The 23,873-nt window shown below is 48.5% G+C and carries 31 protein-coding genes; 28 read left to right on the top strand and 3 right to left on the bottom strand.

What is annotated here, in order from left to right; genetic code table 11:
- Positions 1-6 precede the first annotated feature (6 nt).
- Positions 7-234 carry a helix-turn-helix domain-containing protein gene (locus tag A31E_RS16735; RefSeq protein ID WP_000184665.1) on the bottom strand — a complete coding sequence of 76 codons (228 nt, stop codon included), beginning with the start codon at positions 232-234 and terminating at the stop codon, positions 7-9.
- A gap of 110 nt (positions 235-344) precedes the next feature.
- Between A31E_RS16735 and A31E_RS0122345 the strand changes: the two genes are divergently transcribed.
- From A31E_RS0122345 to A31E_RS16800, 14 genes are all read left to right on the top strand, one after another.
- Positions 345-1,037 (top strand): XRE family transcriptional regulator, encoded by a 693-nt coding sequence (locus tag A31E_RS0122345; protein WP_001295669.1) that lies wholly within the window; start codon positions 345-347, stop codon positions 1,035-1,037.
- Positions 1,038-1,118: 81 nt separating this feature from the next.
- Complete coding sequence (locus A31E_RS16740; protein ID WP_000414677.1) at positions 1,119-1,592, top strand: DUF6932 family protein; 474 nt, start codon at positions 1,119-1,121, stop codon at positions 1,590-1,592.
- On the top strand, positions 1,589-2,521 hold the full coding sequence (locus tag A31E_RS16745; protein WP_001288169.1) for a hypothetical protein: 933 nt from the start codon (positions 1,589-1,591) through the stop codon (positions 2,519-2,521). The genes A31E_RS16740 and A31E_RS16745 overlap by 4 nt, the downstream gene beginning before the upstream one ends.
- 484 nt (positions 2,522-3,005) lie before the next feature.
- Entirely contained in the window at positions 3,006-3,212 is a 207-nt protein-coding gene (locus A31E_RS16750) for a phage encoded cell division inhibitor protein (RefSeq protein ID WP_000233576.1), read from the top strand.
- Between the two features lie 75 nt (positions 3,213-3,287).
- Positions 3,288-3,584 carry a host-nuclease inhibitor Gam family protein gene (locus A31E_RS16755; RefSeq protein WP_000995441.1) on the top strand — a complete coding sequence of 99 codons (297 nt, stop codon included), beginning with the start codon at positions 3,288-3,290 and terminating at the stop codon, positions 3,582-3,584.
- 5 nt (positions 3,585-3,589) lie between these two features.
- On the top strand, positions 3,590-4,375 hold the full coding sequence (gene bet, locus A31E_RS16760; RefSeq protein WP_001317715.1) for a phage recombination protein Bet: 786 nt from the start codon (positions 3,590-3,592) through the stop codon (positions 4,373-4,375).
- Positions 4,372-5,052 (top strand): lambda exonuclease family protein, encoded by a 681-nt coding sequence (locus tag A31E_RS16765; protein WP_000186792.1) that lies wholly within the window; start codon positions 4,372-4,374, stop codon positions 5,050-5,052. Before bet ends, A31E_RS16765 begins: the two co-directional genes overlap by 4 nt.
- Complete coding sequence (locus A31E_RS16770; protein WP_016248606.1) at positions 5,049-5,231, top strand: DUF1317 domain-containing protein; 183 nt, start codon at positions 5,049-5,051, stop codon at positions 5,229-5,231. Before A31E_RS16765 ends, A31E_RS16770 begins: the two co-directional genes overlap by 4 nt.
- The gene (locus tag A31E_RS16775) at positions 5,204-5,395 is read left to right on the top strand and encodes a DUF1382 family protein (protein WP_000548522.1); all 192 of its coding nucleotides are present in this window, start codon (positions 5,204-5,206) and stop codon (positions 5,393-5,395) included. The genes A31E_RS16770 and A31E_RS16775 overlap by 28 nt, the downstream gene beginning before the upstream one ends.
- A gap of 76 nt (positions 5,396-5,471) precedes the next feature.
- The gene (locus A31E_RS16780) at positions 5,472-5,687 is read left to right on the top strand and encodes a hypothetical protein (protein ID WP_000188870.1); all 216 of its coding nucleotides are present in this window, start codon (positions 5,472-5,474) and stop codon (positions 5,685-5,687) included.
- Positions 5,688-5,785: 98 nt separating this feature from the next.
- Positions 5,786-6,004, top strand: a complete 219-nt coding sequence (locus tag A31E_RS16785) for a TraR/DksA family transcriptional regulator (RefSeq protein ID WP_000763385.1) — start codon at positions 5,786-5,788, stop codon at positions 6,002-6,004.
- Between the two features lie 47 nt (positions 6,005-6,051).
- Entirely contained in the window at positions 6,052-6,291 is a 240-nt protein-coding gene (locus tag A31E_RS16790; RefSeq protein WP_016248605.1) for a DUF4222 domain-containing protein, read from the top strand.
- A 139-nt stretch (positions 6,292-6,430) separates the two neighbouring features.
- Entirely contained in the window at positions 6,431-6,667 is a 237-nt protein-coding gene (locus tag A31E_RS16795) for an excisionase (protein ID WP_000088653.1), read from the top strand.
- Positions 6,657-7,799, top strand: a complete 1,143-nt coding sequence (locus A31E_RS16800; RefSeq protein ID WP_000741336.1) for a site-specific integrase — start codon at positions 6,657-6,659, stop codon at positions 7,797-7,799. The genes A31E_RS16795 and A31E_RS16800 overlap by 11 nt, the downstream gene beginning before the upstream one ends.
- Positions 7,800-7,912: 113 nt before the next feature.
- On the opposite strand, the gene icd is transcribed toward A31E_RS16800, so the two are convergent.
- The gene (icd, locus tag A31E_RS16805; RefSeq protein ID WP_000444487.1) at positions 7,913-9,163 is read right to left on the bottom strand and encodes an NADP-dependent isocitrate dehydrogenase; all 1,251 of its coding nucleotides are present in this window, start codon (positions 9,161-9,163) and stop codon (positions 7,913-7,915) included.
- A 171-nt stretch (positions 9,164-9,334) separates the two neighbouring features.
- Between icd and rluE the strand changes: the two genes are divergently transcribed.
- From rluE to roxA, 8 genes are all read left to right on the top strand, one after another.
- Positions 9,335-9,988: a 23S rRNA pseudouridine(2457) synthase RluE gene (gene rluE / locus A31E_RS16810; protein ID WP_016248604.1), complete on the top strand. Its 654-nt coding sequence runs from the start codon at positions 9,335-9,337 to the stop codon at positions 9,986-9,988.
- Between the two features lie 9 nt (positions 9,989-9,997).
- A complete protein-coding gene (nudJ, locus tag A31E_RS16815) occupies positions 9,998-10,459 on the top strand; it encodes a phosphatase NudJ (protein WP_000476079.1) in 462 nt (153 codons plus the stop codon).
- Between the two features lie 53 nt (positions 10,460-10,512).
- Positions 10,513-11,619 carry a tRNA 2-thiouridine(34) synthase MnmA gene (mnmA, locus tag A31E_RS16820; RefSeq protein ID WP_001516209.1) on the top strand — a complete coding sequence of 369 codons (1,107 nt, stop codon included), beginning with the start codon at positions 10,513-10,515 and terminating at the stop codon, positions 11,617-11,619.
- A gap of 34 nt (positions 11,620-11,653) precedes the next feature.
- Positions 11,654-12,295, top strand: coding sequence for a high frequency lysogenization protein HflD (hflD, locus tag A31E_RS16825; RefSeq protein WP_001516208.1), 642 nt, complete (start codon positions 11,654-11,656; stop codon positions 12,293-12,295).
- A gap of 3 nt (positions 12,296-12,298) precedes the next feature.
- Positions 12,299-13,669: an adenylosuccinate lyase gene (purB, locus tag A31E_RS16830; RefSeq protein WP_000423722.1), complete on the top strand. Its 1,371-nt coding sequence runs from the start codon at positions 12,299-12,301 to the stop codon at positions 13,667-13,669.
- 159 nt (positions 13,670-13,828) lie between these two features.
- Complete coding sequence (gene phoP / locus A31E_RS16835) at positions 13,829-14,500, top strand: two-component system response regulator PhoP (RefSeq protein ID WP_001265481.1); 672 nt, start codon at positions 13,829-13,831, stop codon at positions 14,498-14,500.
- Positions 14,500-15,960, top strand: coding sequence for a two-component system sensor histidine kinase PhoQ (phoQ, locus tag A31E_RS16840; protein WP_001516207.1), 1,461 nt, complete (start codon positions 14,500-14,502; stop codon positions 15,958-15,960). The genes phoP and phoQ overlap by 1 nt, the downstream gene beginning before the upstream one ends.
- Before the next feature lie 75 nt (positions 15,961-16,035).
- Positions 16,036-17,157 carry a [50S ribosomal protein L16]-arginine 3-hydroxylase gene (gene roxA / locus A31E_RS16845; RefSeq protein WP_000456528.1) on the top strand — a complete coding sequence of 374 codons (1,122 nt, stop codon included), beginning with the start codon at positions 16,036-16,038 and terminating at the stop codon, positions 17,155-17,157.
- A gap of 48 nt (positions 17,158-17,205) precedes the next feature.
- On the opposite strand, the gene pepT is transcribed toward roxA, so the two are convergent.
- Positions 17,206-18,432: a peptidase T gene (gene pepT, locus A31E_RS16850; RefSeq protein WP_016248603.1), complete on the bottom strand. Its 1,227-nt coding sequence runs from the start codon at positions 18,430-18,432 to the stop codon at positions 17,206-17,208.
- Positions 18,433-18,681: 249 nt separating this feature from the next.
- Between pepT and potA the strand changes: the two genes are divergently transcribed.
- The 6 genes from potA to A31E_RS16880 are packed head-to-tail and all read left to right on the top strand — an operon-like array spanning position 18,682 to position 23,789.
- Positions 18,682-19,818, top strand: a complete 1,137-nt coding sequence (gene potA, locus A31E_RS16855; RefSeq protein ID WP_000531593.1) for a spermidine/putrescine ABC transporter ATP-binding protein PotA — start codon at positions 18,682-18,684, stop codon at positions 19,816-19,818.
- Entirely contained in the window at positions 19,802-20,659 is an 858-nt protein-coding gene (gene potB / locus A31E_RS16860; RefSeq protein ID WP_000799418.1) for a spermidine/putrescine ABC transporter permease PotB, read from the top strand. Before potA ends, potB begins: the two co-directional genes overlap by 17 nt.
- Positions 20,656-21,450, top strand: a complete 795-nt coding sequence (potC, locus tag A31E_RS16865) for a spermidine/putrescine ABC transporter permease PotC (RefSeq protein WP_000580316.1) — start codon at positions 20,656-20,658, stop codon at positions 21,448-21,450. Before potB ends, potC begins: the two co-directional genes overlap by 4 nt.
- The gene (gene potD / locus A31E_RS16870; RefSeq protein WP_000759322.1) at positions 21,447-22,493 is read left to right on the top strand and encodes a spermidine/putrescine ABC transporter substrate-binding protein PotD; all 1,047 of its coding nucleotides are present in this window, start codon (positions 21,447-21,449) and stop codon (positions 22,491-22,493) included. The genes potC and potD overlap by 4 nt, the downstream gene beginning before the upstream one ends.
- Positions 22,494-22,551: 58 nt before the next feature.
- Positions 22,552-23,007 (top strand): DUF3592 domain-containing protein, encoded by a 456-nt coding sequence (locus tag A31E_RS16875; protein WP_001516204.1) that lies wholly within the window; start codon positions 22,552-22,554, stop codon positions 23,005-23,007.
- Positions 23,004-23,789 (top strand): TPM domain-containing protein, encoded by a 786-nt coding sequence (locus A31E_RS16880; RefSeq protein ID WP_016248602.1) that lies wholly within the window; start codon positions 23,004-23,006, stop codon positions 23,787-23,789. Before A31E_RS16875 ends, A31E_RS16880 begins: the two co-directional genes overlap by 4 nt.
- The last annotated feature ends 84 nt before the right edge of the window (positions 23,790-23,873 follow it).

The raw sequence follows: 23,873 nt of genomic DNA, 5'->3' as shown, positions 1-23,873 counted from the left end.
CGCAGTTTAGGCGGCAGAATTACTCGCGTTAAACAATGGTGCGAGGTCGGGACGAATATCTGCTGGTTTAATCTTTCCACCAGTGGCTGAGACAATTTTCATTACATAGCGGGCATCAATTCCGCCACCGTGTAGCCAACGCCAAACAGTGGGTTGGGCTACACCGCATAGATCTGCCAGTCGTTTTTGACTACCTGTAATACTGATTGCGAGTTGAATGGTTTGATTTGTCATTATCAATTCCTACTGGTATTGCAATGAATGAATAATAGCAATGCGTATTAATCCAAGCAATAGCAAAACGTGTTTTGACCATCAATACGCAAGCGTATAAATTAAAACTTATGAAAAAAGAAACTCTTGCTGATCGCTTAAACCTAGCGATGGAACAATCTGGAATGTCTCAAGGCGCTCTTGCAAAGGCGTCTGGCGTAGCTCAACCCACAATCTGGAGACTGACAAGCGGCAACGCGCGCGGCTCAACAAAAATTGTTGAAATAGCTAATGCATTGGGTGTTCGAACAGAATGGCTCTCATCAGGCATAGGCCCGATGAGAAATGACGGTCAACAATCAGGGAAGCCTGCTGTCAGCCATTCCAAATACTTCAAAATTGACGTTCTTGATATAGAAGTCAGTGCCGGGCCGGGTGTAATCAACCGTGAGTTTGTAGAAGTTCTACGCTCGGTTGAGTACTCGTTTGACGATGCTCGTCACATGTTCGATGGCAGGAAGGCGGAAAATATCCGCATCATTAACGTGCGTGGTGACAGCATGTCAGGAACGATCGAACCAGGTGATCTGCTGTTCGTTGATATCACGGTTAAATCTTTCGACGGTGATGGTATCTATGCGTTTCTGTACGACGACACAGCCCATGTAAAGCGCCTGCAAATGATGAAAGATAAGCTACTGGTTATCTCTGATAACAAGAGCTACTCACCGTGGGACCCGATCGAGAAAGACGAGATGAACCGGGTGTTCATCTTCGGTAAGGTTATTGGGAGCATGCCGCAGACGTACAGGAAGCATGGTTAATAATTAGCCTGTAGCTTTTTAAGGCACACTCTTTTCAAGAATATTAAATAGAACGCTATATGGCATAAACAAGGACTTAGGATGGAAAAGCCTAGCTTCCCACCTCTTCTTACAGCAGGATTTCATGATATGGATAGTGATGGCATCAAGTCTCTTTGTGTCGACACCTTCCCAAAATCCGTTAGAAGAAGTATGCTATACTGTAATTTTATACAGCTTATTGAGCAATTTAAACTTGTTAATCAGCAGTGTCTATGTTTCTCTGAAGTGTGGATCGATGGTTCATTCACTACAGAGAAACCTGAACCTGATGACATAGATATACTCGTGGTCGTCGATTATTTGGCCCTAAACTCTTTGCCAAACACGCTGATGCCATTGGTTAGCTCATTGTTAAATAGAGATTTTATTAAAGAAAACTACAGCATTGACGTTCTTTTGCTGCCTGAAAATCATCCAGAAATCGATTATAGTGAAAGGCGAAGTTACTGGAGAGGGTGGTTTGGTTTTGATCGGAAGGAGAATCCTAAAGGCCTCGTGAGGGTAATGTTATGAGCGAAGAAAAAACATTCAACTCCCTCAAGGAGCGAATTGCGTTCATTCAACGCGATGTGGATCTGCTTGCTCAAAATAAGGGGAGATCATTTGCTGATGACATTATATTTAGATCACTTGACTCCCATCTGAGCGATCTCCGAGAGAGACAACGTGCAATCGATAACCAACATCCTTTACGTGATTTCATGGAGTTGAGATTAAAAGGTGTTTTGGTCGATTTCGGGTCTATTCCGTTAGATATTCTATCTGTAATTTCAGGTAATCTCGCATCCCTTGTACAGAAAGCAGTTTACCGACTTGGATCTGGGAAAGATTCTAGTCGTGTGCCGATTGATGTTAAAAAATCATTAGACATGAGATTGGCAGACTTGCGTCCAGGTTCGACGAAGTTAGGTGTTACTTTTTCTACTGGTTCTTGCGAGCTCATCGAAACAGTATCCAGTCATGCTGTTAAGGAGATTTTTGCACTACTCTCATCCATTGATGAAGAAACATTCACGGCTAAAATTGCCGAAATTGGTTCGCAATCAACAGCTAACCTAAAAAACATCATAAATGAGTGCGAAAAATATAGTCTTAACTTTGATCTTACTTGGATTGGACCTTTAAGTGATGGTACCAGACAAGTGTCAATTTCTTCAGAAGATATAAAAAAACTGAATGCTCGCTTAGCTTTAACGAAGGTCATTCAGCTACCGGATGAGCATATATCAGGCGAACTTGCTATTTTATCCATGTACGGGAAATTGGAGATTGCAAGCGAGCTTGGAAAAATAAAGGCTTCTTATCCGATTGATATGTTAGGAGAAATTCAAAGTAAATATAAAGTTGGTGAACGAATATCGCTCGTAGTAAGCGTTTCTGAGATTCACAATGAAAGATTAGGAACATCACGACGTAACTACATGGTTAAAAAAATCGAATAGTGATGCTACCCGGCCACCGTGCCGGGTTTTCTTTTGCCTCCCCCTCATCACACAAACCGTTCGAAAAACCACCATAACCCCCGCTTCAGTTATCGCTATGCGATGCAAGTCACAAAATTAATTCTTTTTGCTATCAAACATTTAATATCAAAACACATCAGCCAATAGCGATAAGTATTGATATCACCAATAGCAATAGCTATTATCACCATATCGCAACAACACAACGATACGGCAACCACCTGATTCACCGTTGCGATGACCGCTTAGATCCGCAGCTTGAATTTCAGCAGGCTCCGGGGAGTGCGAGGGGTGAAGCGGACGCGTGAACGTCGGTGTGACCAGCTGAAATCAACTCAACACTTCATACCTCAGTCGCTTCAACGAGGCGACTTAGTTATGACAACCGGCGGCCATCCACCGCCTGAATACGCGCAGAAGTCTCAATATGTTCAGCAGCCCAGCTTACGGGCAGGAGTTTTTTATGGTTCATCAACATTACGGAACGCAGACCGTTAATCGAGGTGCGGTCATGCCAGGAATGCTGGTCAAACACAAAGATGGTACCTGGACTGCATCAGCTAATTTACGCGGACGGCTTTATCTGCATCGCGGCATCGAGCGCACTTATACCCGTGATTTGCTCGTAGAAGTTTTTCTCGACGGACGCGGTAACGGCCTGAATCACTAATCCCCTTTCCTGTTTTCCTAATCAGCCAGGCATTTCGCGGGCGATATTTTCACAGCCATTTTCAGGAGTTCAGCCATGAACGCTTATTACATTCAGGATCGTCTTGAGGCTCAGAGCTGGGCGCGTCACTACCAGCAGATCGCCCGTGAAGAGAAAGAGGCAGAACTGGCAGACGACATGGAAAAAGGCCTGCCCCAGCACCTGTTTGAATCGCTATGCATCGATCATTTGCAACGCCACGGGGCCAGCAAAAAAGCCATTACCCGTGCGTTTGATGACGATGTTGAGTTTCAGGAACGCATGGCAGAACACATCCGGTACATGGTTGAAACTATTGCCCGCCACCAGGTTGATATTGATTCAGAGGTATAAAACGGATGAGTACAGCACTCGCAACGCTGGCAGGGAAGCTGGCTGAACGTGTCGGCATGGATTCTGTCGACCCACAGGAACTGATCACCACTCTTCGCCAGACGGCATTTAAAGGTGATGCCAGCGATGCGCAGTTCATCGCATTGTTGATCGTCGCCAACCAGTACGGCCTTAATCCGTGGACGAAAGAAATTTACGCCTTCCCTGATAAGCAGAACGGCATCGTTCCGGTGGTGGGCGTTGATGGCTGGTCCCGCATCATCAATGAAAACCAGCAGTTTGATGGTATGGACTTTGAGCAGGACAATGAATCCTGCACATGCCGGATTTACCGCAAGGACCGCAATCATCCGATCTGCGTTACCGAGTGGATGGATGAATGCCGCCGCGAACCATTCAAAACCCGCGAAGGCAGAGAAATCACGGGGCCGTGGCAGTCGCATCCCAAACGGATGTTACGGCATAAAGCCATGATTCAGTGTGCCCGTCTGGCCTTCGGATTTGCTGGTATCTATGACAAGGATGAAGCCGAGCGCATTGTCGAAAATACCGCATACACTGCAGAACGTCAGCCGGAACGCGACATCACTCCGGTTAACGATGAAACCATGCAGGAGATTAACACTATGCTGATTGCCCTGGACAAAACATGGGATGACGACTTATTGCCGCTCTGTTCCCAGATATTTCGCCGCGACATTCGCGCATCGTCAGAACTGACACAGGCCGAAGCAATGAAAGCTCTTGGATTCCTGAAACAGAAAGCCTCTGAACAGAAGGTGGCTGCATGACACCGGACATTATCCTGCAGCGTACCGGGATCGACGTGAGAGCTGTCGAACAGGGGGATGATGCGTGGCACAAATTACGGCTCGGCGTCATCACCGCTTCAGAAGTTCACAATGTGATAGCAAAACCCCGCTCCGGAAAGAAATGGCCTGACATGAAAATGTCCTACTTCCACACCCTGCTTGCCGAGGTTTGCACCGGTGTGGCTCCGGAAGTTAACGCTAAGGCGCTGGCCTGGGGAAAACAGTACGAGAACGACGCCAGAGCCCTCTTTGAGTTCACTTCCGGCGTGAATGTTACTGAATCCCCGATCATCTATCGCGACGAAAGTATGCGCACCGCCTGCTCTCCCGATGGTTTATGCAGTGACGGCAACGGCCTTGAACTGAAATGCCCGTTTACCTCCCGGGATTTCATGAAATTCCGGCTCGGTGGTTTCGAGGCCATAAAGTCGGCTTACATGGCCCAGGTGCAGTACAGCATGTGGGTGACGCGAAAAGATGCCTGGTACTTTGCAAACTATGACCCACGAATGAAGCGTGAAGGCCTGCATTATGTCGTGGTTGAGCGGGATGAAAATTACATGGCGAGTTTTGACGAGATGGTGCCGGAGTTCATCGAAAAAATGGACGAGGCACTGGCTGAAATTGGTTTTGTATTTGGGGAGCAATGGCGATGAAGCATCCTCACGATAATATCCGGGGAGGTGCGATCACTTTCGTCTACTCCGTTACAAAGCGAGGCTGGGTATTTCCCGGCCTTTCTGTTATCCAAAATCCACTGAAAGCCCAGCGGCTGGCTGAGGAGATAAATAATAAACGAGGGGCTGTATGCACAAAGCATCTCCTGTTGAGTTAAGAACGAGCATTGAGATGGCACATAGCCTTGCTCAAATTGGAGTCAGGTTTGTGCCAATACCAGCAGAAACAGACGAAGAGTTTCATACGTTAGCCACATCCCTTTCACAAAAGCTGGAAATGATGGTGGCGAAAGCAGAAGCAGATGAGAGAGACCAGGTATGACAACCACTGAATGCATTTTTCTGGCAGCGGGCTTCATATTCTGTGTGCTTATGCTTGCCGACATGGGACTTGTTCAATGACACCTCAGCAAGAAAACGCCCTTCGCAGTATTGCCCGTCAGGCTAATTCTGAAATCAAAAAAGCCAGACAGCAGTTTCCGGATAAAAACGTCGATGACATTTGCCGTAGCGTACTGAAGAAGCACCGCGAAACGGTAACGCTGATGGGATTCACACCGACTCATTTAAGCCTGGCGATCGGCATGTTAAACGGCGTCTTTAAGGAACGGTGAACATGAAAAGCAAAATCATCAGGGAGCTACAGGCTCCTTTTTTATTGTTCGCATTCACCCTCAAGCGTATTAACCAACAATTCAGGGATTAATGAAAGATGGCAGACATCATTGATTCAGCATCAGAAATCGAAGAATTACAGCGCAATACAGCAATAAAAATGCGTCGTCTGAACTACCAGACTGTATCCGCAACTCATTGTTGTGAATGTGGCGATCCGATAGATGAGCGAAGACGCCTGGCTGTTCAGGGTTGTCGGACTTGTGCAAGTTGCCAGGAGGAGATCGAACTTAAGAACAAACAATGGGGACTGTGATGGCCTCAAAGCAGTAAATTTCAACATCGTCCAACTGAGGTGTAAAAATGTTCAGAATCATTTTTCCTAACACCTGGTACGTCGACCACCACGGCACTCCCTGCAGAATCCTGCGTTCTACCCACAACAAAGTTCACTACATCCGAAAAGGCAGAACATGTATCGCCAGCATGTTCCGCTTTAATCATGACTTTGAACCTGTGAATAAAGCTGATGCAGATCGGATAGCAGAAGAGATCGAAACGGCAGAACACATTAAGAAGTTACGTGCCATACGCAGGAAATAGAAAAATTGATAAATTCAATACTGCATTTCTCAGCATTAAATTTATCTCTATGACCAGTCAAGAGATGTACCTGCCATGAGCTTAATATCATGTCAGATATATCGGTCACAAACTCCCTCAGCAGCTAAGAGGAGGACAAATGTCTCGACTAATCACTTTACAGGACTGGGCTAAAGAAGAATTTGGGGACTTAGCACCAAGTGAGCGAGTTCTGAAAAAATACGCGCAAGGGAAAATGATGGCCCCACCCGCTATAAAAGTTGGTCGCTACTGGATGATTGACCGAAATTCCCGTTTTGTAGGAACGCTTGCAGAACCGCAACTCCCAATAAACGCAAACCCAAAACTCCAACGGATAATCGCTGATGGCTGCTAGACCCCGATCTCACAAAATCTCTATACCCAATTTATATTGCAAATTAGATAAGCGAACCGGAAAGGTATATTGGCAATACAAACATCCACTATCCGGTCGTTTTCATAGCTTAGGAACTGATGAGAATGAAGCAAAACAAGTTGCTACTGAAGCAAATACCATTATTGCTGAACAACGTACCCGACAAATATTAAGCGTCAATGAGCGTCTGGAAAGAATGAAAGGCAGGCGCTCAGACATTACGGTGACAGAATGGCTTGATAAATATATTTCTATCCAGGAGGACAGGCTGCAACATAATGAACTAAGACCCAACTCCTATCGGCAAAAAGGCAAACCCATTCGTCTTTTCCGTGAGCATTGTGGAATGCAACACCTCAAGGATATTACCGCACTTGATATTGCCGAAATAATTGATGCTGTAAAGGCTGAAGGTCATAACAGGATGGCGCAAGTCGTGAGAATGGTGTTGATCGACGTCTTCAAAGAAGCACAACACGCCGGACATGTTCCGCCAGGATTTAACCCAGCGCAGGCAACAAAACAACCGCGAAATCGAGTAAACCGCCAAAGATTATCACTGCCCGAATGGCAGGCAATATTTGACAGCGTAAGCAGACGGCAGCCCTATTTAAAATGCGGGATGCTACTTGCTCTTGTTACTGGACAACGTTTAGGCGATATCTGCAATTTGAAATTCTCTGATATATGGGACGACATGTTGCACATTACTCAGGAAAAAACCGGTTCAAAACTTGCTATTCCGCTTAACCTGAAATGCGATGCTCTGAATATTACCCTTCGTGAAGTTATATCTCAGTGCAGGGATGCTGTTGTTAGTAAATATCTGGTCCATTACCGTCACACTACCTCTCAAGCAAACAGAGGAGACCAGGTTTCTGCAAATACTCTGACAACGGCTTTTAAAAAGGCCCGGGAAAAATGTGGCATAAAATGGGAGCAAGGAACTGCGCCCACATTTCATGAGCAGCGATCTCTGTCAGAACGGTTATATCGGGAACAGGGTCTGGATACGCAAAAGTTGTTAGGTCATAAATCCAGAAAAATGACCGACCGATACAATGATGATCGTGGTAAAGACTGGGTTATCGTAGATATTAAAACAGCATAGAAAATAGCCAGTTTTGGGGAAGGGTTTTGGGGAAAGTTTTGGGGAAGATTTTACATCTTCATAAAACAACGGGCGTATAACACGCCCGTTTCAATATTTAACACATGTAGAGATTACATGTTCTTGATGATCGCGTCACCAAACTCTGAACATTTCAACAGTTTAGCGCCTTCCATCAGACGTTCGAAGTCATAGGTTACGGTCTTGGCGTTGATTGCGCCTTCCATACCTTTAACAATCAGGTCTGCGGCTTCAGTCCAACCCATATGGCGCAGCATCATCTCAGCGGAGAGAATGATAGAGCCTGGGTTTACTTTGTCCTGACCGGCATATTTCGGTGCTGTACCGTGGGTGGCTTCAAACAGTGCGCATTCGTCACCGATGTTTGCACCGGGGGCGATACCGATACCGCCAACCTGTGCTGCCAGTGCGTCAGAAATGTAGTCACCGTTGAGGTTCATACAGGCGATAACGTCGTATTCAGCCGGACGCAGCAGGATCTGTTGCAGGAATGCGTCAGCAATCACGTCTTTAATGACGATCTCTTTGCCGGTGTTCGGGTTTTTGACTTTCAGCCACGGGCCGCCGTCGATCAGTTCACCGCCAAACTCTTCACGCGCCAACTGGTAACCCCAGTCTTTAAACGCGCCTTCGGTGAACTTCATGATATTGCCTTTGTGCACCAGGGTCACTGAGTCACGGTCGTTGGCAATTGCGTATTCGATTGCTGCACGTACCAGACGTTTGGTGCCTTCTTCAGAACACGGCTTAATGCCGATACCGCAATGTTCCGGGAAGCGAATTTTCTTCACCCCCATCTCTTCACGCAGGAATTTGATCACTTTCTCAGCGTCAGCAGAGTCAGCTTTCCATTCGATACCTGCATAAATGTCTTCCGAGTTTTCACGGAAGATGACCATATCAGTCAATTCAGGGTGTTTAACCGGGCTTGGAGTGCCCTGGTAGTAACGAACCGGGCGCAGGCAGATGTAGAGATCCAGTTCCTGGCGCAGTGCTACGTTCAGAGAACGAATACCGCCACCAACCGGAGTAGTCAGCGGGCCTTTGATGGCAACGCGATATTCACGAATCAGATCAAGGGTTTCAGCAGGTAGCCAGACGTCCTGACCATAAACCTGGGTGGATTTTTCACCGGTGTAAATTTCCATCCAGGAGATTTTACGCTCGCCTTTATAGGCTTTCTCGACTGCAGCGTCGACCACTTTCAGCATGGCTGGGGTTACATCTACACCGATTCCATCACCTTCAATGTAAGGGATAATCGGATTTTCAGGAACGTTGAGTTTGCCGTTTTGCAGGGTGATCTTCTTGCCTTGTGCCGGAACAACTACTTTACTTTCCATTCACCTCTCCTTCGAGCGCTTCTGGTTTGCTCGTCTGCCACCACGTTGCACATGCGTTTGCGTCCTGCCACACGGATGCATTAGAGCAATTTTTTGTTAATGATTTGTAATTGGCTTGTCAATACTACCCTATTGTTTGTCGTCATGAAAGATGCGCGTTATTAGGCTATAATGCGGCAATTCATAAACCCTGAAAATACCATGCAAAAAACTTCTTTTAGAAATCACCAGGTTAAGCGATTCAGCTCGCAACGTTCCACCAGGCGCAAACCTGAAAACCAGCCCACGCGCGTGATCCTGTTCAATAAACCCTACGATGTTCTTCCGCAGTTCACCGATGAAGCCGGGCGCAAAACATTAAAAGAATTCATCCCTGTTCAGGGCGTTTATGCGGCAGGTCGTCTCGACAGAGATAGCGAAGGGTTACTGGTGCTGACGAATAATGGCGCGTTACAGGCGCGTTTAACCCAGCCGGGCAAACGCACCGGAAAAATCTATTATGTGCAGGTGGAAGGCATTCCCACGCAAGACGTACTTGAAGCCTTACGCAATGGCGTAACCTTAAATGATGGCCCTACCCTGCCCGCAGGTGTGGAACTGGTTGAAGAACCGGAGTGGTTATGGCCACGTAATCCACCAATTCGTGAGCGTAAAAGTATTCCTACCTCCTGGCTTAAGATCACCTTATATGAAGGACGTAATCGCCAGGTGCGCCGCATGACCGCCCATGTTGGTTTCCCCACGCTGCGACTGATTCGCTATGCGATGGGTAATTACACGCTGGATAATCTTGCCAATGGCGAATGGCGAGAAGCGACAGAATAAGGACGCAAAATGTTTAAACCGCACGTTACCGTTGCCTGCGTGGTGCACGCAGAAGGCAAATTTTTAGTCGTTGAAGAGACGATTAATGGTAAAGCGTTATGGAACCAACCCGCCGGGCATCTGGAGGCGGATGAAACATTAACAGAAGCAGCGGCGCGTGAGCTGTGGGAAGAAACCGGCATCAGCGCGCAACCGCAATATTTCATCCGTATGCATCAGTGGATTGCGCCGGATAAGACGCCATTTTTGCGCTTCCTGTTTGCCATTGAGCTTGAGCAAATATGCCCAACACACCCTCATGACAGTGATATCGACTGTTGCCGTTGGGTCAGTGCTGAAGAGATTTTACAGGCACCAAATCTGCGCTCGCCATTAGTGGCAGAAAGTATTCGTTGTTATCAAAGCGGGCAACATTATCCGCTGGAGATGATTGGCGAGTTTAACTGGCCTTTTACAAAGGGTGTCATCTAAAAGGCTGCGTGATAGAATACGCCGCCTTGAAGTTCAATGTCGTGAGTAATCCAATGTCTGAAACCGCAAAAAAAGTGATCGTCGGCATGTCCGGCGGCGTCGATTCCTCCGTTTCTGCCTGGCTGTTGCAACAACAGGGATATCAGGTCGAAGGCCTGTTTATGAAGAACTGGGAAGAAGACGACGGTGAGGAATATTGCACGGCGGCAGCGGATCTGGCTGATGCCCAGGCTGTCTGCGATAAGCTCGGCATTGAACTGCACACTGTCAACTTTGCAGCCGAGTACTGGGACAACGTCTTTGAACTGTTCCTTGCTGAATATAAAGCGGGTCGCACGCCGAACCCGGATATTCTGTGCAACAAAGAGATCAAATTTAAAGCCTTCCTCGAATTTGCCGCCGAAGATTTAGGTGCCGATTATATCGCTACCGGTCATTACGTTCGTCGTGCAGATGTCAATGGCAAGAGCCGCCTGCTGCGTGGTCTGGACAGCAACAAAGACCAGAGCTACTTCCTTTATACACTTAGCCATGAGCAGATAGCGCAAAGCCTGTTCCCGGTTGGCGAACTGGAAAAACCGCAGGTACGTAAGATTGCGGAAGATCTCGGTCTGGTCACCGCGAAGAAAAAAGATTCTACCGGGATCTGCTTTATCGGTGAACGTAAATTCCGCGAGTTTCTTGGCCGTTATCTCCCGGCGCAACCGGGAAAAATCATTACTGTCGATGGTGATGAGATTGGCGAGCACCAGGGACTGATGTATCACACCCTCGGACAGCGTAAAGGCCTGGGCATCGGTGGCACCAAAGACGGCACTGAAGAGCCGTGGTACGTGGTGGATAAAGACGTCGAGAACAACATTCTGATTGTTGCGCAGGGTCATGAACACCCACGTCTGATGTCTGTCGGATTGATTGCCCAGCAACTGCACTGGGTCGATCGCGAACCTTTCACCGGCACTATGCGTTGCACGGTGAAAACCCGCTACCGCCAGACTGACATTCCATGCACCGTCAAGGCGCTGGATGATGATCGCATTGAAGTGATTTTCGATGAGCCGGTTGCGGCCGTCACTCCAGGTCAATCCGCCGTCTTCTATAACGGTGAAGTGTGCCTCGGCGGCGGCATCATTGAGCAGCGTCTGCCGCTGCCAGTCTGATTATTTTCTTACTTAAAACAAGGAAGCAGTGAACGTGGCAAAGAATTACTATGACATCACCCTCGCCCTGGCCGGTATTTGTCAGGCGGCACGCCTGGTACAACAGCTTGCTCACCAGGGGCATTGTGATGCCGATGCGCTACACGTCTCACTCAACAGTATTATCGATGTGAACCCCAGCTCCACGCTGGCGGTTTTTGGCGGCAGCGAAGCCAACCTGCGCGTCGGGCTGGAAACCCTGCTCGGCGTGCTCAATGCCAGCAGTCGCCAGGGCTTAAACGCTGAGTTAACCCGCTACACCCTTAGCCTGATGGTGCTTGAGCGCAAACTCTCGTCTGCCAAAGGTGCGCTCGACACTCTGGGTAACCGGATTAACGGCCTGCAACGCCAGCTCGAACATTTCGATTTACAGTCGGAAACGCTGATGAGCGCAATGGCTGCTATTTATGTTGATGTTATCAGCCCACTTGGCCCACGTATTCAGGTCACCGGTTCCCCTGCCGTACTGCAAAGCCCACAGGTGCAGGCGAAAGTTCGCGCTACCCTGCTGGCAGGCATTCGCGCCGCCGTGCTCTGGCACCAGGTTGGCGGCGGACGTCTACAACTGATGTTTTCTCGTAATCGCCTGACCACTCAGGCAAAACAAATTCTTGCTCATTTAACCCCGGAGTTGTGATCTATGGAATTATCCTCACTGACCGCCGTTTCCCCTGTCGACGGACGCTACGGCGATAAAGTCAGCGCGCTGCGCGGGATTTTCAGCGAATATGGTTTGCTGAAATTCCGTGTACAAGTTGAAGTACGTTGGCTGCAAAAACTGGCCGCGCACGCAGCGATCAAGGAAGTTCCTGCTTTTGCTGCCGACGCAATCGGTTACCTTGATGCAATCGTCGCTAATTTCAGTGAAGAAGATGCGGCGCGAATCAAAACCATTGAGCGTACCACTAACCACGACGTTAAAGCGGTTGAGTATTTCCTGAAAGAAAAAGTGGCTGAGATCCCAGAACTGCACGCAGTTTCTGAATTTATTCACTTTGCCTGCACCTCAGAAGACATCAACAACCTCTCCCACGCATTGATGCTGAAAACCGCGCGTGATGAAGTGATCCTGCCGTACTGGCGTCAACTGATTGACGGCATTAAAGATCTGGCTGTTCAGTATCGCGATATTCCGCTGCTATCCCGTACCCACGGTCAGCCAGCGACACCGTCAACCATCGGTAAAGAGATGGCTAACGTCGCTTATCGTATGGAGCGCCAGTTCCGCCAGCTTAATCAGGTGGAAATCCTCGGCAAAATCAACGGCGCGGTCGGTAACTATAATGCCCACATCGCCGCGTATCCGGAAGTTGACTGGCATCAGTTCAGTGAAGAGTTTGTCACCTCACTGGGTATTCAGTGGAACCCGTACACCACCCAGATTGAACCACACGACTACATTGCCGAACTGTTTGATTGCATCGCGCGCTTTAACACCATTCTGATCGACTTTGACCGTGACGTCTGGGGTTATATCGCCCTTAACCATTTCAAACAGAAAACCATCGCCGGTGAGATTGGTTCTTCCACCATGCCGCACAAGGTTAACCCAATCGACTTCGAAAACTCCGAAGGTAACCTGGGGCTTTCCAACGCGGTGTTGCAGCACCTGGCCAGCAAACTGCCGGTTTCCCGTTGGCAGCGTGACCTGACCGACTCTACCGTGCTACGTAACCTCGGAGTGGGCATCGGTTATGCGCTAATTGCTTACCAGTCCACCCTGAAAGGCGTGAGCAAACTGGAAGTGAACCGTGACCATCTGCTGGATGAACTGGATCACAACTGGGAAGTGCTGGCTGAGCCGATCCAGACAGTTATGCGTCGCTATGGCATCGAAAAACCGTACGAGAAGCTGAAAGAACTGACTCGCGGTAAACGCGTTGACGCCGAAGGCATGAAGCAATTTATCGACGGTCTGGCGCTGCCGGAAGAAGAGAAAGCGCGCCTGAAAGCGATGACCCCTGCTAACTACATTGGTCGCGCCATCACAATGGTGGATGAGCTGAAATAACACCCATATCAATGCCGGATGGCGATGCTGTCCGGCCTGCTTCTTAAGCTGATCTTTTCCCGTATTATCTCCCCTACCCGCTGGTTTAATTAATGTTTACTCCCATAAACACATAATCGCGTTACACTATTTTAATAATTAAGACAGGGAGAAATAAAAATGCGCGTACTGGTTGTCGAAGACAATGCGTTGTTACGTCACCATCTTAAAGTTCAGATTCAGGACGCTGGTCATCAGGTCGATGACGCAGAAGATGCCAAAGAAGCAGATTATTATCTCAATGAACATTTGCCAGATATTGCAATTGTCGATCTCGGTTTGCCTGACGAAGACGGTCTGTCACTGATCCGCCGCTGGCGCAGCAATGATGTTTCACTGCCGATTCTGGTATTAACCGCCCGTGAAAGCTGGCAGGACAAAGTCGAAGTATTAAGCGCCGGCGCTGACGATTACGTGACTAAACCGTTTCATATTGAAGAGGTGATGGCGCGGATGCAGGCATTAATGCGTCGTAATAGTGGTCTGGCTTCACAGGTTATTTCGCTGCCACCGTTTCAGGTTGATCTTTCCCGCCGTGAACTATCGATTAATGACGAAGTGATCAAACTGACCGCGTTTGAATACACCATTATGGAAACGTTGATTCGTAATAATGGCAAAGTGGTCAGCAAAGATTCGTTGATGTTACAACTCTACCCGGACGCCGAATTGCGGGAAAGCCATACCATTGATGTACTCATGGGGCGTCTGCGCAAAAAAATTCAGGCGCAATATCCGCAAGAAGTGATTACCACCGTTCGCGGCCAGGGTTATTTGTTCGAATTGCGCTGATGAAAAAATTACTGCGTCTTTTTTTCCCGCTTTCGCTGCGGGTACGTTTTCTGTTAGCGACGGCGGCGGTAGTATTGGTGCTTTCGCTGGCCTACGGAATGGTCGCGCTGATCGGTTATAGCGTCAGTTTCGATAAAACCACGTTTCGCCTGTTACGCGGCGAGAGCAATTTGTTCTATACCCTCGCAAAGTGGGAAAACAATAAGTTGCATGTCGAGTTACCAGAAAATATCGACAAGCAAAGCCCCACCATGACGCTAATTTATGATGAGAACGGGCAACTTTTATGGGCGCAGCGTGACGTTCCCTGGCTGATGAAAATGATCCAGCCTGACTGGCTGAAATCAAATGGCTTCCATGAAATCGAAGCGGATGTTAACGACACCAGCATCTTGCTGAGTGAAGATCATTCGATACAGCAACAGTTACAGGAAGTACGAGAAGATGACGACGACGCAGAGATGACCCACTCGGTGGCGGTGAACATCTACCCGGCAACGTCGCGGATGCCGAAGTTAACCATTGTGGTGGTGGATACTATTCCGGTGGAGCTTAAAAGTTCCTATATGGTGTGGAGCTGGTTTGTCTACGTGCTCTCAGCCAACCTGCTGTTAGTGATCCCTCTGTTATGGGTCGCCGCCTGGTGGAGTTTACGCCCCATCGAAGCCCTGGCAAAAGAAGTCCGCGAACTGGAAGAACATAACCGCGAATTGCTCAACCCAGCCACGACACGAGAACTGACCAGTCTGGTGCGTAACCTGAACCGGCTATTAAAGAGTGAGCGTGAACGTTACGACAAATACCGCACAACGCTCACCGACCTGACGCACAGCCTGAAAACACCACTGGCGGTACTGCAAAGTACGCTGCGTTCTTTGCGTAGTGAAAAGATGAGCGTCAGTGATGCTGAGCCGGTAATGCTGGAGCAAATCAGCCGTATTTCACAACAAATCGGCTACTACCTGCATCGCGCCAGTATGCGCGGTGGAACGCTGCTTAGCCGCGAACTGCATCCCGTTGCCCCGTTACTGGACAATCTCACCTCGGCGCTGAACAAAGTGTATCAGCGTAAAGGGGTCAATATTTCTCTCGATATTTCGCCAGAAATCAGTTTTGTTGGCGAGCAGAATGACTTTGTCGAAGTGATGGGCAACGTACTGGATAACGCCTGTAAATACTGTCTTGAGTTCGTGGAAATTTCAGCGAGGCAAACCGAAGATCATCTCTATATTGTGGTCGAGGATGACGGCCCGGGAATTCCATTAAGCAAGCGTGAAGTCATTTTCGACCGCGGCCAACGTATAGATACTTTGCGTCCCGGACAAGGTGTTGGTCTGGCTGTCGCCCGTGAAATTACCGAGCAATACGACGGAAAAATCATCGCCGGAGAGAGTATGCTCGGCGGCGCGCGAATGGAGGTCATTTTTGGTCGCCAGCATTCTGCACCAAAGGGTGAATAAATATGCCCTTTCTTCACGCATTACGTTAAGCATCCGTTATAATCGGTTGCAGATACCCGCCTATGGACGCTTAATATGGAATACCAACTTACCCTTAACTGGCCCGATTTTCTTAAACGCCACTGGCAGAAACGTCCGGTGGTGTTAAAACGCGGCTTTAATAATTTTATTGACCCGATCTCTCCAGACGAGCTGGCAGGTCTGGCAATGGAAACGGAAGTCGACAGTCGGCTGGTCAGTCATCAGGATGGCAAATGGCAGGTCAGCCACGGTCCATTCGAAAGCTACGATCATCTCGGTGAGACCAACTGGTCATTGCTGGTGCAGGCAGTGAATCACTGGCATGAGCCAACCGCCGCGCTGATGCGTCCGTTCCGTGAATTACCAGACTGGCGCATTGACGACCTGATGATCTCATTTTCCGTACCTGGCGGCGGCGTCGGTCCACATCTCGATCAGTACGACGTTTTTATTATTCAGGGCACCGGTCGTCGTCGTTGGCGGGTGGGTGAAAAGCTGCAGATGAAGCAACACTGCCCGCATCCGGATCTGCTACAGGTCGAGCCGTTTGAAGCAATTATCGACGAAGAACTGGAGCCAGGCGATATTCTTTATATTCCGCCAGGATTCCCGCACGAAGGCTACGCGCTGGAAAATGCGATGAACTATTCTGTCGGTTTTCGTGCACCGAATACGCGGGAGCTGATCAGCGGTTTTGCCGATTATGTTCTGCAACGTGAACTGGGCGGTAATTATTACAGTGATCCGGATATCCCTCCTCGCGCCCATCCGGCGGACGTTCTGCCGCAGGAGATGGATAAACTGCGTGAGATGATGCTTGAATTGATCAACCAGCCAGAACACTTTAAACAGTGGTTTGGCGAGTTTATCTCCCAGTCACGGCATGAACTGGATATCGCTCCGCCAGAACCGCCTTATCAACCGGATGAAATATACGACGCGCTGAAACAAGGTGATGTACTGGTACGTCTGGGTGGTCTGCGCGTGTTGCGTATTGGTGATGAAGTATATGCTAATGGTGAAAAGATCGATTCTCCACACCGTCCGGCGCTGGAGGCACTCGCCAGCAATATTGCTCTGACCGCCGAGAATTTTGGCGATGCGCTGGAAGATCCATCGTTCCTCGCGATGCTCGCGGCGCTGGTCAATAGCGGGTATTGGTTCTTCGAAGGATAAGTTTGAATCTAAGCCGGATGCGGCATCACATGCCGCATCCCTTTTCGCTTACTTCCGTTGCGCCGTTAACTCGGCAATACGCACGATCACCTGCACCGCTTTTTCCATTCCTTCCAGGGTCACAAACTCATGTTTACCATGATAGTTATAACCGCCGGTAAACAGGTTCGGGCACGGCAATCCCATAAATGACAACTGTGCACCGTCGGTGCCGCCACGGATCGGTTTCAGATCCGGTTCAATATCGCAATCGCGCATCGCCTGCTGGGCGATATCAAGAATATGTGGATGCTCAACGATTTTCTCGCGCATATTGTAGTAGCTGTCTTCAATCACCAGTTCAATGTAGCAGTCAGGGTGTAGCCCTTTGCCCACTTTCTTGGCAATTTCCATCATCTTACGTTTACGCGCTTCAAACTGTTTACGGTCGAAATCACGAATGATGTAGTGCATATCGGCACGCTCAACGGTGCCTTTCATGCTCGTCAGGTGATAAAAACCTTCATAACCTTCGGTAGTTTCCGGGCTTTCATCCGCCGGAACTTCCGCATGAATGCGTGCTGCCAGTGACAGCGCATTAACCATCACGCCTTTTGCCGAGCCAGGGTGAACGTTGTTGCCGACTATTTTGATATTCACCGATGCGGCATTAAAGTTTTCAAACTCCAGTTCACCTACGCCACCGCCATCAACGGTATAAGCCCAACGAGCATCAAAGGCTTCAACATCAAAGTGTTTTGCCCCTTTGCCCACCTCTTCATCTGGCGTAAAGGCGATGCGAATATCGCCGTGTGGAATGTTTTTCTGCTGCAATACTGCCAGCGCGGTCATGATTTCTGCGATACCCGCTTTATCATCTGCACCTAACAAGGTTTTACCATCGGTGGTGATCAACGTCTGCCCCAATAGTTGATGCAGAACCGGGAACATCACCGGTGATAAGACTTCATCACCGATACCCAGCGCGATGTCACCACCGCGATAGTTTTCAACAATTTGCGGATTTACATTTTTACCGCTGCAATCCGGAGAGGTATCCACATGAGAAATAAAGCCAATCGCCGGAATATCGCCTGGAACGTTAGCCGGTAACGTCGCCATCAATGTGCCCTTCTCACTTAAGGTCACATTGATAAGCCCCATCTCTTCAAGCTGATCTTTCAACAGATGCAATAACTTCCACTGGCCTTCCGTGCTGGGAACCTGTCTCACCCCCGCTTTTGATTGGGTATCCAGAGATACGTAGTTCAAAAAACGCTCAAGTAGTTTATCCATGTAGTCACCCTCACTTTTCGTGACAACATTATTAAGAAGCAAGAAAAGACAAATATTGCGTCAGGTCACTTTTACCCCTGCAAGCGGGAATATTTATCAACATTACCTTAATCAATATAAAGCTAAGCCAGTAATTCACAACAAGGATTGGCGATTACGATGGTTTGCCGTAGAATTACCGCCCTCATTAAGAGTCACCAAGGTGGTTAACCACAAACCCCGCATCGGTAAGCCATCCGTTGCGTTTACATGGGACAGAGTAAAAAATTGAATAAACAACCGAGTTCGCTTTCACCGCTGGTGCAATTGGCGGGAATTCGCAAATGTTTTGATGGTAAAGAAGTCATTCCGCAGTTGGATCTGACTATCAACAATGGCGAGTTCCTTACGCTGCTTGGCCCTTCTGGCTGCGGTAAAACAACCGTTCTTCGCCTGATTGCAGGTCTGGAAACTGTTGATTCTGGACGCATCATGCTGGATAACGAGGACATCACCCACGTTCCGGCGGAAAACCGCTATGTGAACACCGTTTTCCAAAGCTACGCGCTATTCCCCCACATGACCGTGTTCGAAAATGTGGCCTTTGGCTTGCGTATGCAAAAAACCCCCGCTGCTGAAATTACGCCTCGCGTGATGGAGGCTCTGCGGATGGTGCAACTGGAGACCTTCGCTCAACGCAAACCGCATCAACTCTCTGGCGGTCAACAGCAACGCGTAGCCATTGCCCGCGCGGTGGTTAACAAGCCTCGCCTGTTGCTGCTGGATGAATCGCTCTCCGCGCTGGATTACAAACTGCGTAAACAGATGCAGAACGAGCTGAAAGCTTTACAGCGTAAGCTTGGCATTACTTTCGTTTTCGTCACCCACGATCAGGAAGAAGCGCTCACCATGTCGGACAGAATTGTGGTGATGCGCGATGGTCGCATTGAACAAGACGGCACGCCGCGTGAAATTTACGAAGAGCCGAAAAACTTGTTTGTTGCCGGATTCATTGGCGAAATCAATATGTTCAACGCCACGGTGATCGAGCGTCTCGACGAACAACGCGTACGAGCCAACGTTGAAGGCCGCGAATGTAATATCTACGTTAACTTCGCTGTTGAACCAGGGCAAAAGTTGCATGTTTTGCTGCGCCCGGAAGACTTACGCGTTGACGAAATCAACGATGACAACCACGTCGAAGGGCTGATTGGCTACGTTCGCGAACGCAACTACAAAGGTATGACGCTGGAATCAGTTGTCGAACTGGAAAATGGCAAGATGGTGATGGTCAGCGAATTCTTTAATGAAGACGATCCTGACTTTGACCATTCTCTCGACCAGAAAATGGCCATTAATTGGGTAGAAAGCTGGGAGGTTGTACTGGCTGATGAAGAACACAAGTAAGTTCCAGAATGTAGTGATTGTCACTATTGTCGGTTGGCTTGTGTTGTTTGTCTTTCTGCCCAACCTGATGATCATTGGCACCAGCTTTTTGACCCGCGACGACGCCAGTTTCGTCAAAATGGTTTTTACGCTGGAGAACTACGCCCGTCTGCTCGATCCGCTCTATTTTGAAGTGCTGCTGCACTCACTGAATATGGCGCTGATCGCGACTATAGCCTGCCTGGTGCTGGGCTACCCGTTTGCCTGGTTTCTGGCTAAACTGCCACACAAGGTGCGTCCGCTGTTACTGTTTCTGTTGATTGTGCCGTTCTGGACCAACTCACTGATTCGTATCTATGGCCTGAAAATTTTCCTCAGCACCAAAGGCTATCTCAACGAGTTCTTGCTGTGGCTGGGCGTTATTGATACCCCAATTCGCATCATGTTCACCCCCAGCGCGGTGATTATCGGTCTGGTATATATCCTGTTGCCGTTTATGGTGATGCCACTTTATTCCAGTATTGAAAAGCTGGATAAGCCATTACTGGAAGCGGCTCGCGATCTCGGTGCCAGCAAGTTGCAGACTTTTATCCGCATCATCATCCCACTGACCATGCCGGGGATTATTGCCGGATGTCTGTTGGTGATGCTGCCAGCAATGGGCCTGTTCTATGTTTCTGACCTGATGGGCGGTGCGAAAAACCTGCTGATCGGTAACGTCATCAAAGTGCAGTTCCTCAACATTCGCGACTGGCCGTTTGGTGCCGCGACCAGTATTACCCTGACTATCGTAATGGGTCTGATGCTGCTGGTTTACTGGCGCGCTTCTCGTTTGCTGAACAAGAAGGTGGAACTCGAATGATCGGTCGACTGCTCCGCGGCGGTTTTATGACCGCTATCTATGCGTACCTGTATATTCCAATCATCATTTTGATTGTGAACTCCTTTAACAGCTCGCGCTTTGGCATCAACTGGCAGGGTTTTACCACCAAATGGTATAGCCTGCTGATGAACAACGATAGTCTGTTACAAGCAGCGCAACATTCACTGACGATGGCGGTGTTTTCAGCGACATTCGCTACGCTTATTGGCTCACTGACGGCTGTTGCGCTGTACCGCTATCGCTTCCGCGGTAAGCCATTCGTTAGCGGGATGCTGTTTGTGGTAATGATGTCGCCAGATATCGTGATGGCGATTTCCCTGCTGGTGCTGTTTATGCTGCTGGGTATTCAGCTTGGCTTCTGGTCGCTGCTGTTCTCACACATTACCTTCTGCCTGCCATTTGTGGTGGTGACGGTGTATTCGCGTCTGAAAGGCTTTGATGTGCGGATGCTGGAAGCAGCGAAAGATCTCGGTGCCAGCGAGTTCACCATTCTGCGGAAAATCATTCTGCCACTGGCAATGCCAGCGGTGGCGGCGGGTTGGGTGTTAAGCTTTACCCTGTCCATGGACGATGTGGTAGTTTCGTCGTTTGTCACCGGGCCGAGCTATGAAATTCTGCCGTTAAAAATTTATTCGATGGTCAAAGTCGGCGTATCGCCGGAAGTTAACGCGCTGGCAACCATTTTACTGGTGCTGTCGCTGGTGATGGTGATTGCCAGCCAGCTTATTGCTCGTGATAAAACGAAAGGTAACACAGGGGACGTTAAATGAAAAAATGGTCACGCCACCTGCTCGCGGCGGGTGCTCTGGCACTGGGCATGAGCGCCGCTCACGCCGATGACAACAACACGCTGTATTTCTACAACTGGACCGAGTACGTACCGCCAGGACTGCTGGAACAGTTCACTAAAGAAACCGGCATTAAAGTTATCTATTCGACTTATGAGTCGAATGAAACCATGTACGCCAAGCTGAAAACGTACAAAGACGGTGCTTATGACCTGGTGGTTCCTTCAACCTATTACGTCGATAAAATGCGTAAAGAAGGGATGATCCAGAAGATCGACAAGTCGAAGTTAACGAACTTCAGCAACCTCGATCCAGAAATGCTCAACAAGCCATTTGACCCGAATAACGATTACTCCATTCCGTATATCTGGGGCGCGACGGCGATTGGCGTTAACGGTGATGCGGTTGATCCGAAATCCGTGACGAGCTGGGCCGATTTGTGGAAGCCTGAATACAAAGGCAGCCTGCTGCTGACCGACGACGCCCGTGAAGTGTTCCAGATGGCACTGCGTAAGCTGGGTTATTCTGGCAACACCACCGATCCGAAAGAGATTGAAGCCGCGTATAACGAGCTGAAAAAGCTGATGCCAAACGTAGCGGCGTTTAACTCCGATAACCCGGCTAACCCGTACATGGAAGGCGAAGTTAACCTCGGCATGATCTGGAACGGTTCTGCTTTCGTTGCCCGTCAGGCAGGCACGCCAATTGACGTGGTCTGGCCGAAAGAAGGCGGCATTTTCTGGATGGACAGTCTGGCTATTCCGGCAAATGCCAAAAACAAAGAAGGCGCGCTGAAACTGATCAACTTCCTGCTACGTCCGGATGTGGCAAAACAGGTTGCGGAAACTATTGGTTATCCAACACCAAACCTCGCCGCACGTAAACTGTTAAGCCCGGAAGTGGCGAACGACAAGACCCTCTATCCGGATGCCGAAACCATCAAAAATGGCGAATGGCAGAGTGACGTTGGCTCAGCCAGCAGCATTTATGAAGAGTATTATCAGAAGCTGAAAGCAGGACGTTAATTCAGCAAGCGGGCGGAGTTATTACCGCCCGCTTTTTTATTAAGCAAGGATGTTGCTTATGAGTCAGGACAATCAAATTTTATCCCGCGTTTTCCCTGGAGTCGGTCTGATACTCCTCCTTATTTCTATTGTTATCTTTTATAACCAGTTCACCTACAGCAAAAATACTGTACATACCGAAGGGATCATTGTTGATACCGTCTGGCACAATTCACGCCAGATCGGTAATGATGGTTCATGGCATCCTGTTGTCGCATTTCGTCCTACGCCAGACTACACGCTCATTTTCAATTCGAGTATCGGTAGTACTTTTTATGAAGACAGCGAAGGCGATAAAGTTAATGTTTATTATCCTCCAGGACATCCTGAAAAGGCTGAAATAAATAACCCGTGGGTTAATTTTTTCAAATGGGGATTTATCGGCATGATGGGCGTTATTTTTATCGCCGTCGGTTTATTAATCAGTATGCCCTCCTCTAAAAAGACGCGCAGGAAAAGGAAATCCCGTCAATGAAAAAGTTATTTATATTGCTTTACTTACTGATTTTTCTGCCACTGGCGGGAATAAGCCAGCCTGTAATACCCGTAATGAAAACATTCTTTACGGATACCACTGGCACCGTTCCCGATGGCGAGGATATCGCGCGTAAAGCGGAGATCTTTCGTCAACAAACCGGGATTGCGCCATTTATCGTGGTTGTTCCTGACATCAATGAAACCAGTCTCAGGAAAAATGGCAAAGCGATGCTGGCGCATGCGTCATCTTCATTGACTGATGTAAAAGGGAGTGTTCTGTTAATCTTTACTACCCGGGAGCCACGGTTAATTGTGATAACCAACGGCCAGGTTGAAAGCAGTATGGACGATAAACATCTGGGACGGCTGATAGAAAATTACACACTGGCTTATTTAAATGCTGATCTCTGGTATCAGGGTATGAATAATGCACTGGATATTTTACAAGCACAGATATTAAAACAACCGACGCCGCCACTGACATATTATCCGCATCCCGAACAAAAGCATGAGAGTGATCCGCCAGGCAGCACCTCGACATTAGGTTTTATCTCCTGGGCTGCAGCGTTTGTCTTATTTTCCAGGATCTTTTACTACACGACACGTTTTATTTATGCGCTAAAATTTGCAATAGCTATGACTGTTGCCAATATGGGCTATCAGGCTTTATGCCTGTGTATCGATAATAGCTTTACGATTGCCAGAATATCGCCGCTCTGGGCGGTGCTGATTAGTGTCTGTACGTTTTTTGCTGCGCTGTTATGGCCGAGTAAAAGTTAAAAGAGGTCGGTAAAATGCGCGTGTATTATGCCGGATGCGGCGTGAACGCCTTATCCGGCCTACAAAACCCACAAATTCAATTAA

The sequence above is a fragment of the Escherichia sp. KTE159 genome (genome assembly GCF_000408805.1).
GTDB lineage: Bacteria > Pseudomonadota > Gammaproteobacteria > Enterobacterales > Enterobacteriaceae > Escherichia > Escherichia marmotae.
Note: the sequence above shows the minus strand (reverse complement) of the source record. Positions and strands in the feature narration are given on the sequence as shown.